This is a genomic window from Wolbachia endosymbiont (group A) of Crataerina pallida (assembly GCF_964028475.1).
GTDB classification, from domain to species: Bacteria; Pseudomonadota; Alphaproteobacteria; order Rickettsiales; family Anaplasmataceae; genus Wolbachia; species Wolbachia pipientis.
Genome location: NZ_OZ034785.1, coordinates 891,449 through 901,826, shown reverse-complemented (window position 1 = coordinate 901,826; position 10,378 = coordinate 891,449). Strand labels below are relative to the sequence as shown.

Annotated in this window: 6 protein-coding genes and 1 pseudogene; 3 read left to right on the top strand and 4 right to left on the bottom strand. The window is 35.8% G+C overall.

The window, feature by feature from the left end:
* Window positions 1–6: 6 nt before the first annotated feature.
* Window positions 7–969 (bottom strand): annotated as a pseudogene (dusB, locus tag ABWU55_RS04395) (tRNA dihydrouridine synthase DusB).
* A 25-nt stretch (window positions 970–994) separates the two neighbouring features.
* Window positions 995–2,182 carry a Ulp1 family isopeptidase gene (locus tag ABWU55_RS04390; protein WP_353286167.1) on the bottom strand — a complete coding sequence of 396 codons (1,188 nt, stop codon included), beginning with the start codon at window positions 2,180–2,182 and terminating at the stop codon, window positions 995–997.
* A gap of 80 nt (window positions 2,183–2,262) precedes the next feature.
* Here ABWU55_RS04390 and serS point away from each other — a divergent pair, with 80 nt between their 5' ends.
* Complete coding sequence (gene serS / locus ABWU55_RS04385; protein ID WP_038198549.1) at window positions 2,263–3,540, top strand: serine--tRNA ligase; 1,278 nt, start codon at window positions 2,263–2,265, stop codon at window positions 3,538–3,540.
* Window positions 3,541–3,574: 34 nt separating this feature from the next.
* The gene (purD, locus tag ABWU55_RS04380) at window positions 3,575–4,846 is read left to right on the top strand and encodes a phosphoribosylamine--glycine ligase (RefSeq protein ID WP_138264878.1); all 1,272 of its coding nucleotides are present in this window, start codon (window positions 3,575–3,577) and stop codon (window positions 4,844–4,846) included.
* 628 nt (window positions 4,847–5,474) lie between these two features.
* Here the strand turns inward: purD and ABWU55_RS04375 are convergent.
* Together ABWU55_RS04375 and ABWU55_RS04370 are read right to left on the bottom strand one after the other, a co-directional pair.
* Window positions 5,475–8,060, bottom strand: coding sequence for a hypothetical protein (locus tag ABWU55_RS04375; RefSeq protein ID WP_265018020.1), 2,586 nt, complete (start codon window positions 8,058–8,060; stop codon window positions 5,475–5,477).
* Between the two features lie 499 nt (window positions 8,061–8,559).
* Window positions 8,560–9,419, bottom strand: a protein-coding gene (locus tag ABWU55_RS04370) for an IS630 family transposase (protein ID WP_156518142.1) whose coding sequence is annotated in 2 segments (ribosomal slippage) — window positions 8,560–9,095 and window positions 9,095–9,419 — 861 coding nt in all. Because the reading frame shifts where the segments join, the coding sequence is not laid out codon by codon here.
* 28 nt (window positions 9,420–9,447) lie between these two features.
* Here ABWU55_RS04370 and ABWU55_RS04365 point away from each other — a divergent pair.
* Entirely contained in the window at window positions 9,448–10,293 is an 846-nt protein-coding gene (locus tag ABWU55_RS04365; protein WP_353286565.1) for an ankyrin repeat domain-containing protein, read from the top strand.
* Window positions 10,294–10,378: the final 85 nt, after the last annotated feature.

The following is a 10,378-nucleotide window of genomic DNA, read 5'->3' as shown; positions in this document are numbered from 1 at the left end:
GTACAGCTAGTGTGTCTCTTGACCAAAAAAGCCAATAATATTTTCTTTCACTTCTGTGCTATCTGTCATGTTATTTACTCTCACACGAAATTCAGATGAGCCTTGAAGCCCGCTACTGTACCAACCTATGTGTTTGCGGGCCATCTTTATTCCTGTGTCATTTCCATAGTACTCAAGAATATTGTCGTAATGCTCGAGTATGATGCTTAATCTCTCTGAAGCTGTTGGCTCAGAAGTTTCACTTCCACTGAGAAAGTTCATTGCTTGATTAATCAGCCAAGGTTTACCGTAGGCACCACGACCTATCATCACTCCGTCTGCTCCAGATTCTTTGAGAGCATTCTGAATATCATTTAAATTTTTAATATCGCCATTTACTATAACTGGAATTTTCACTTGCTCTTTAACATTTCTAACGAATTTCCAATCTGCTTGACCATTATAAAGCTGCGCTCTTGTTCTTCCATGCACAGTGATCATTTTTGCTCCTAAGTCTTCGGCAATTTTCGCAAGTCTCGGGGCATTGCGATTTTCATCGTTCCATCCAGTGCGCATTTTCACCGTAACTGGCATATTCACTGCTTTGACCACAGCTTCAATTATCTCAGCGGCTTTTTTCTCATCACGCATTAGCGCTGATCCTGCATAACCGTTTACAACTTTTTTAACAGGGCAACCAAAGTTTATGTCTATAATTTTTGCTCCCATGTCCTCGTTTAATTTTGCAGCCTACGCCATAACATCTGGCTCACACCCAGCAAGCTGCACAGCAGTTAATGCATCGACTTTTGCTTTTTGCAAACTCTGGCGAGTTTGCATAATCATAGCTCTGCTTGCGATCATCTCTGAAACTAACAAACTTGCACCAAGTTTCTTCACAATACTTCTAAACGGATAATCAGTCACTCCAGACATTGGAGCTAAAATAACTGGAGAATCAATTGTCAAATTTCCTATTTGGAGGGGCATAAGGTCAATGGTAATTTTTCATTGATTACATAATGCAACACAAACTTGCATTCTCCCTTGAAATAGAAGACTGAGATGTTTTCGTCCTTGGCGGACGCTTACGATTTCTTAGATCTTCCTTACATTTCTCATCTTCCATAAGCGCTCTTGTAAATTCTTCTCTTTTCTCATTCAAATCAAATTTATATTCTGATAACTTTTTGTCAATTTCGTCAAATGATTTGTCTTCGTTAAGCATTTGTGTAATTTTATGAGCATTTTCTAACGCAAATATTCCACAGTTATACCCGTCACTTTGCTGCTTAGTTGGGGAAATTCTTATGTCTAATACCCATTCCTCTTTTTGCAGTTCTCTTTTAACAATATTTAGCACATTATCTGGCAATTGATTACCAAATGAGTCACAGTAATAAGCTCTAAATTTTTTATCACCTGCATCAGGTTTAATAACCAAAGTTACCCAATGATTGTTGTTAATATGAAGAACCGAAGTAAATATCAATTTAGAATTTTGTTTTAATTCACCTCTATAATTCTGAAGAAATTCTTTTGTGAGTTCGTCCCAACCATTAGAATAGCTAGGAGCAAGAAAATAGACATTATTATTACTATGTTCACTTTGTGAGTACCCATACACAACTCTTGCAATATGTGTAATGTCATCATCACATAACCAGTAAGCATAATTTCCTCTGTTTGTCTGATGCACAAGAGTGTCCAAATTTTCATGAAACTCTTTACCACCCAAACCACTATCTTTTGAAGCAATAGAACTTCTGCGACTACTGTTCTCTGAAACAGTTGACCCATCTTCATTATCTGGTCCAGGAAAAATACCACTATCCTCATCTGGAGTTTTTTGCTCACCTTGACTTGCTCTTTTTCCATTAATATAACCCTTCGCTAAGTAAAATAAAGGTTCAACAACCATTTTGTATGCTACTGTAAGAATTGTTCCCATTAAAACCCAAACTACGGGGTTAGAGATGAGCATAGCAAGTGGAAAGGTCAATAGAGGGGATCCTATTACCGCCCCTAAACAGCCAGCAGCGAATGTGGCTGCTAGGCATACACAAGTAGCGTAGATAACGAATTCCTCACCAGCAAAGTAAGTGCTCTCTTTCTGATTATTTTTTGTAATGCCCAACATACTACACCCTATGAACGCTAAATTAATTAAATTTAAACAAATTCTAACAAAAAAATCAACCATAATAATTTTAGTAGTATGAGAATATATTGAATATTAAGAGCTTTTGGAGTACAGTAACAATGTTAGTAATAGCACAATATATGCACGATATAGAATATATACGCAAAAACCCTGAAGGATTTGAAAAGGCAATGAAAAGCAGGGGAATTAGAGAATCTACTGCGGAAGAGATATTAGAAATCGATCACGAGAAAAGATCATTAACCACTAAACTGCAGGATTTGAATAGGCAGCGCAATGAAATCACAGAGGAAATAAAAAAGCTTAAAATGAGCAAGAGCCCCTGTGAAGAGCAAATAGAGTTGTCAAAAAGCATCACAAATGAGATAGAGGCAATCAGCTTAAAAGAACAAGCAGAAAAGGATAAGTTAGTGAATGTTTTATCTAACTTGCCGAATATTCCTGCGCAAGATGTGCCAATAGGCGCAGATGAGAACTCTAATTTAGAGGTGAGAAGATATGGAGGAAAAAGACAGTTTGATTTTGTACCAGAATCTCATTATGAACTCGGAGAAAAATTAGGTTTAATGGACTTCGAACAAGCGGCGAGAATTTCCGGATCAAGATTTACGATATTAAAAGGACAGTTAGCTAAGCTTGGACGAGCGCTAATAAATTGTATGCTTGAAATGCATGTTAATGAATTTGGCTATACTGAGGTGTACCACCCGGCTTTGGTGAAAAACGAAGCTATGTATAATGTTGGTCAGCTACCGAAATTTTCTGACGATTCGTATTTAACTACCGACGAATTGAGGTTGATTCCCACAAGTGAAGTGTTTTTAACAAATTTAGTTGCTGACAAAATAATGGAAGAAAAAGAACTGCCTATTCGCTTTACTGCATATTCGGAGTGCTTTCGTAAAGAAGCAGGTAGTGCAGGTCGCGATACCAGGGGCATGATAAGGCAACACCAATTTGGTAAAGTGGAGTTGGTAAGCATCACAACTGAAGACCAATCAAATGATGAGCTTGAGCGTATGACGAGTGTTGCTGAAGAGATATTAAAAAAATTAGAATTGCCATACAGAGTAATGCTGCTTTGCAGTGGCGATATGGGTTTTGCTGCACAAAGGACTTATGACATAGAGGTATGGTTACCTGGGCAAAATAAATATAGAGAAATATCAAGCTGCTCAAATTGTGGTGCATTTCAAGCAAGAAGGATGAACGCTAAATACTCTTCAGAAACTGATAAAAAGATGAAAAAATATATTCACACTTTAAACGGCTCAGCTTTAGCTATAGGAAGAACGATTATTGCCATAATGGAGAATTATCAAAATTCTGACGGGTCGATTGCAATACCAAACGTGTTGCAAAAATACATGAGTAATGATACTGTTATAAGCAAATAATAATTTTGACATATAGAAAAGCGAGGAAATAAAGATGAAGGTTCTGGTTATAGGTTCTGGTGGGCGTGAGCACGCTCTACTTTGGGCTCTAAAAAAATCTCCTATCTTGACTGAGTTATATGTAACTCCTGGTCGCCAAGCTATGAAAGATCTTGGGGCTCTTGTGGATGTAAATATTCAAAATTCAGTGGATGTTACACAATTTTGCAAGAGAGAAAATATAGAGTTGGTTGTTATTGGTCCAGAACAACCAATAATTGATGGGCTTGCTGATGATTTAGTTGCAGAGGGAATAAATGTTTTTGCTCCAAGTCAAGCAACTGCAAAACTTGAGGGATCGAAGTCTTTCACCAAGGGACTATGTAAACGATATGGTATACCAACTGCCAAGTACGAGTGTTTTGTTGATGAAGGGTTAGCTAAAGATTTTGTACGTAGCAATAAAATAAAGTTTCCACTTGTAGTGAAAGCAAATGGAATTGCAGCAGGAAAAGGGGTGGTTATATGTAATACAGAAAGCGAAGCTTTTTCAGCAATAAATTCAATGCTAGTGGAGAAAAAATTTGGTGAATCAGGTGAAGAAATAATCATAGAAGAGTTTTTAGTTGGAGAAGAAGTAAGTTTTTTTGCTCTTATTGATGGGTTGAAAGTAGTAACTCTTGGGTGTGCAAAAGATTATAAGAGAGTTGATGAAAGTAATGAAAGCCAAAATACTGGAGGTATGGGGTCGTACTCATCACCTTCAATTATAAGTAAGGACATGGAGCAAAAAATTATCCAAAAAATAATATACCCTACAGCTCAAGCATTGGTTAACATGGGTACGTCTTATAAAGGAGTACTCTTTGCTGGTTTAATGATTTGCAAAGATAGCCCAAAACTTCTCGAGTATAACGTTAGATTCGGTGATCCAGAAACGCAATCTATATTACCTAGATTTGATTCAAATTGCGATTTGTTAAAATTGATGTTGTCAGTTGCAGAAGGAAAGTTAAATGTCAAAATGGTGGAACTTAACAACAAATCTACAGTTTGTGTAGTTGTTGCAAGTAAAGGCTATCCGGGTGATTATCAAAAGGGAGAAGTAATTAAAGGATTGGATAAGATTGAAAGCATTCCTGGTGTGTTGGTGTTTCATGCTGGTACTAAATTCGATGAAAGTGGTAACTTAGTTTCCGATGGCGGAAGAGTGCTAAATATAGTAGCAGAAGGGAGCACTATAGAGGAAGCCAAAAGTAAGGTGTACTCAGCATTAAATTTTTTAGAATGGCCAGGGGGCTTCTTCAGATACGATATCGGTAGTTAATGTTAGCTGTCGGTTAGCAGGTGGTTCACAGAAACGAAAAACTTCCTTGACAAACTCCGCCAGCCCCCTTATCATGAAACTGAAGCTATTGTATTTGCTTTCGCCAATCTGCAGATTAAAAGGTAAGGATTACTTAATGTATCGGCGTCTTATGTTCAATTTTTTGCAGTATATAGATACTGTATGTCTTTACAAAACTTCATCTACATCTAGATTTTTATCTAAATAAGCTGAACGCGCTTATAAAGCGTTACAAGACATCAAAAAATGCCAATACTCGACAGAGATAGTAAAAGACTAGCTAATTCGGGGATTCTTTGTCTTTTTTTCTGCTTGGTAAATTTCTTAAACATTTGCAGCATAGGTTAGTTGCAATTAAAAGCAGCTAAATCTTGCTTGTCAAGCGTTTAAAACATAAAAAACGCCAATATTTTAAAGCAGATAATAACCCCAGGGCTTCTTTTGCCTTTTTTTTTATTTGGTAAATTTCTTAAATATTTATGGCTAAACGACAATCGTCATCCCGCAGCGGGATCTAGAGATACCGCGGCGGTATGACGTAGGGAAACCTTTCTTGGGTTAGCTATAAAACTAATCAGCATCTTGTTTAGCACATATAAATTAAGTTTCACAAATATAGTGCTAAACCTTGAAAATATGTTATAGCTACTTCTTCCAATTTAGTGGTGGGTTTTGACAGTACACATGTTATTTTACTAGCTACCAACTCAAGTGTCACAGAAGTTGCAATCATTTTAAATGTCACAGAAGTTGCAATCACTGCATTTATATTCTGTACTTTAACATTTACTCTACTTTCTATTAGAGGCTTTACCCCCCTTACATCATTACGTACAGCAGTATGATTTATTTCATTTTCAATTCCACTACTATGCTGCAACAAGATATCCCCATTAACTTTTATTTCAACATTTTTGTCACTACTACCATTGTTAAAATTTAATCCCTCATCTCTTCTACTTTGTCTTTTTTCTTTTAATTTTAATTCAGTTTCTCTTTTATCAAGGGTAGGAAATGGGATGTGAGTTTTTTCCTGACCATCTTGATTTATAGCTCTTGTTGTATTAAAAGCTTCGTTGCTTTTACATGATATTGTATAAGTAAGTGGTGTGTAGATTTTTTCTTCACTATCTGGATATTTTATAGTTATTGTTGCATTAAGAATGTCTTTCAGAATATCATTTTCTCTAGCTATGTCTAAAATTTTTTGAATAACTTTGCGATCATGTAATGCGGCAAGTAACTTATCAGTTACTTTTTGATTATTTTTATGTTTTATGGTTATTGTTGTGTTAAGAATGTCTTTCAGAATACCGTTTTCTTTAGCTACTCTTAACATTTTCTCAACAGCTATACTATCTTTACGTAGTATAGCATAAGCAAGTGGTGTGCAAGTTTCTTCCTGACCATCTGGATATTTTATAGTTGTTGTTGCGTCAAGAATGTCTTTCAGAATACCGTTTTCTTTAGCTACTCTTAACATTTTCTCAACAGCCATACTATCTTTACGTAGTATAGCATAAGCAAGTGGTGTAACAGTTACTCTCCGACCATCTAGACATTTTATAGTTATTGTTGCGTTAAGAATATCTTTCAGAATACTGTTCTCCTTAGAGATTTTTAAAATTTCTTCAATAGCTATACTATTTTCACGCAGTATAGCATAAGCAAGTAGTGTGTAAGTTACTTCCCGGCTATCTGAATGTTTTATAGTTGTTGTTGCGTCAAGAATGTCTTTCAGAATATCGTTTTCTTTAGCTACTCTTAACATTTTCTCAACAGCTATACTATCTTTACGTAGTATAGCATAAGTAAGCGGTGCGCAAGTTTCTTCATGACCATCTGGACATTTTATAGTTGTTGTTGCATCAAGAATATCTTTCAGAATACCGTTTTCTTTAGAGATTTTTAAAATTTCTTCAATAGTTTTGCTATTTTTACATGATATAGCGTAAGTAAGCGGTGTGTAAATTTCTTTCTGACCATCTAGATATTTTATAGTTGTTGTTGCGTCAAGAATGTCTTTCAGAATATCGTTTTCTTTAGAGACTTTTAAAATTTCTTCAATAGTTTTGCTATTTTTACATGATATGGCGTAAGTAAGCGGTGTGTAAATTTCTTCTTGACCATCTAGATATTTTATAGTTGTTGTTGCGTCAAGAATATCTTTCAGAATACTGTTCTCTTCAGCTGCTACTAGAATTTCTTTAATAATTTTGCCATCCTCCCAGAACATAGCATGAGCAAGTGGTGTGTAAGTCACTTCCCGGCTATCTAAATGTTTTATAGTTATTGTTGTGTCAAGAATATCTCTCAGAATACCGTTTTCTTTAGCTACTCTTAACACTTTCTCAACAGCTATACTATCTCTACGTAGTATAACATAAGCAAGTGGTGTGTAAGTCACTTCCCGGTCTAGATATTTCATGGTTGTTGTTGTGTTAAGAATATCTTTCAGAATACTGTTCTCTTCAGCTGCTACTAGAATTTCTTTAATAGCTTTGCTATCCTTCCAGAACATAGCATAAGCAAGTGGCGCGTAAGTCACTTCCTTGTTATCTGGATATCTTATAGTTGCTGTTGTGTTAAGAATATCTTTCAGAATACCGTTCTCCTTAGAGACTTTTAAAATTTCTTCAATAGCTATACTATCTTCATATAGTATAGCATAAGCAAGTGGTGTAACAGTTGCTCTCCGACCATCTGGATATTTTATAGTTGTTGTTGCGTTAAGAATATCTTTCAGAATACCGTTTTCTTTAGAGACTTTTAAAGTTTCTTCAATAGTTTTGCTATTTTTACATAATATGGCATAAGTAAGTGGTGTGCAAGTTTCTTCCTGACCACCTGGATATTTTATAGTTGTTGTTGCGTCAAGAATGTCTTTCAGAATACCGTTTTCTTTAGCTACTCTTAACATTTTCTCAACAGCTATACTATCTTTACGTAGTATAGCATAAGCAAGTGATATAATAGTTGATTCTTTACCCCGATGTTTACTTACTTCCGTAGTAAGAATCCTTTGTTTTTCCTTTTCAGATATTTTTTCTAGTTCTTCAGCAATGCTACTTTTTTTGCCTTCTATTTTTGATGCTAATTTTAAAATACTTTTTTCATCTTTCTCTTTCAATTTCGAATCGTTTACCTGATGAGTCATTTTTTTTCTCAAGGTCTTTCTTATTAAACTAAGCATAACATTTTCTCTCTTCGTGGTTATAATATTTGCTTTTATGAATCAGTTGTGTTGATAATGTATTAATTGCATAGTTCAGACATTGTTTTATAAAGCAAAATTTTAGTAGACCACCTTACAAGAACGTTTCTTGCTAATTCTGAATCCGAAAAAAGGACGCAGTAAAGTTATTTGTAAGGGAAGAATGAAACTTGTAGCTATAGCTAAACTGACTTACGATAATTTGAAAAACCGTCATCCCGCTGCTTGTTAGCGGGATCTAGAGATACCGCGGCGGTATGACGGTTCGCAGTGGTATGACGGTTCGCGGCGGGATGACGATAAGCTCGTCATCCCGCTACATTAATATTGTATTAATAAAAACTTAATAATAATCCTTAATAATATATGAACTAACATGTTTGCAATTTCGTATGACAGAGGAAACAAAAGATGGATATGCTTCCTTATACGTTGCAATTCAGGAAGGTATAGCATTTCTCATAATAGTCCGAATAGGTCATAGGAAGGCAGAATCAACAGCACGACGAAAGGATTCGAATAGAGGAATGTTTTTCCTGGCTCTGTTTTTTATAGCAAACCAATGATGCTCAATTTTGTTAAAATCTGGAGAATAAGGCGGCAGATACAAAATTTCTGCACCGACTCCTTTAGCGAGCTTGATAAGCTTATCAGACTTATGAAAAGTAGCATTATCAAGAATGACAGTTTGTCCAGGTTCTAAGATCGGTGCCAAAAATTGCTCAAACCATCCATTAAAAATATCCATATTACAGTGGCCTTCAAATGTTAATGGAGCAACTATCTTTCTTCTACTTAAGGCTGCAACCATGCTGATTCGTTGAGTTTTTTTTCCAGATTTTAGGGCATAAAATCGCTGTCCTTTCTGGCAATACCCATATGGATAGTCCTCCGTGTTATCAATCCCAGACTCATCTATATACACTAAGTTTTCTGGTTCTTTTGTTGCTATAATTTTTAAGAATTCAGCACGTTTTTCTTCGTTCCTTTCCTTGTATCCATATGTCTTTTTTTGCGCGTAAATCCAATTTTTCTGAGAGCTCGGTGGATCGTTTGGATACTAACGTTGCCCCAAAGTTTAGCCATTTCCGACAGAGTTTTTCTACCGTGTTTTTTAGCAAATTCGATAAACTTATTCCAGTCGATAATTTTCTGATTGTAACCTCCATTACCGAGTTTTTTTGACTGAAAGTCGCCTGTTTCTTTTTTTCTTTGCTGCCACTCCCACAAAGTAGTTCGTCCAATTTTAAATCTTGCTGCCACTGCTTCTCTGCTTTCCCCTTCGTCTAGTGCTTCCATTGCTTTTTTTCTTAAATCATAACTATATGCTGCCGGCATCCAACCTCCTTATCGCCATCTATCCTTAATCTTATCATATCCGGACTTCTGTGGAAAGAGCTATAATATTGAAGCTGCAGAACTACTAATAAAATGTGGCACAAACGTCAATGATCATTATGAACGCAATCGTACGCCACTGCATATTGCCATCGGACGCAAACAATTAGAAATAGCAAAATTGCTGATAAAAAATGGAGCAAACGTTAATGCAAAAACTCAAAATCATGGTAAAGATGATCTAACACCAATGCACTTTGCAGTTTTTGCAAATACGCCAGAATTTATAGAATTACTAGCTAGCCATGGTGCATTGATTAATGAAAGAGAAAGTACCGAAGGGTATACTCCTCTTCACTTTGCTGCTTTATATGGGAACAAAAATATAATACAAGCCTTAATTGATAAGGGACAAGATATTGAAGATGTGGACAATAATGGGCGAACAGCTCTGTTTTTAGCTGCTAGGCAGTGCACTGAAGCAGAAGATGATAGCAGAATAGAAATTATCAAGTATTTGATAGACAAGCTCAAAGCAGATGTAACAAAGAAAGACAATAATAACAATGCAGTACTCTTTCCTGCCGCTAATAATTGCCCTGGAAAAGTGGTAGAATTCATCATTGAGCAATATATAAAAATCTTTGAGTTAGAGAATTTTATCAACCACAAAAATAATGATGGAATGGATGCTTTGGATATTGCGCTGAATAGTGGAAACGAGAAAGCTATTGAAGTATTAAGATCATATGGAGCAGATATCAAGAATAAGGTAGATGGTAGCATTCAAAAAATTACTGCAGAAAAACCCAGTAGTACCCTAGACAGAGCAGAAAGTGCAGAGGTAGCGCCTCCAATTAAGCAAAGAGTATAAAGCTTTTTATAAAGCGATTATAAATTTCAGTAAGTTGCAGAGGCTCTACAATGGGAAGTGTAGTATGTTAGCAGATACAAATGAC

What these genes read in the sequence shown, in the direction of transcription:
- ABWU55_RS04390 (WP_353286167.1), bottom strand. Translation starts at nt 2,182, where the DNA reads ATGGTTGATTTTTTTGTTAGAATTTGTTTAAATTTAATTAATTTAGCG.
- purD (WP_138264878.1), top strand. Translation starts at nt 3,575, where the DNA reads ATGAAGGTTCTGGTTATAGGTTCTGGTGGGCGTGAGCACGCTCTACTT.
- ABWU55_RS04375 (WP_265018020.1), bottom strand. Translation starts at nt 8,060, where the DNA reads ATGCTTAGTTTAATAAGAAAGACCTTGAGAAAAAAAATGACTCATCAG.
- serS (WP_038198549.1), top strand. Translation starts at nt 2,263, where the DNA reads ATGCACGATATAGAATATATACGCAAAAACCCTGAAGGATTTGAAAAG.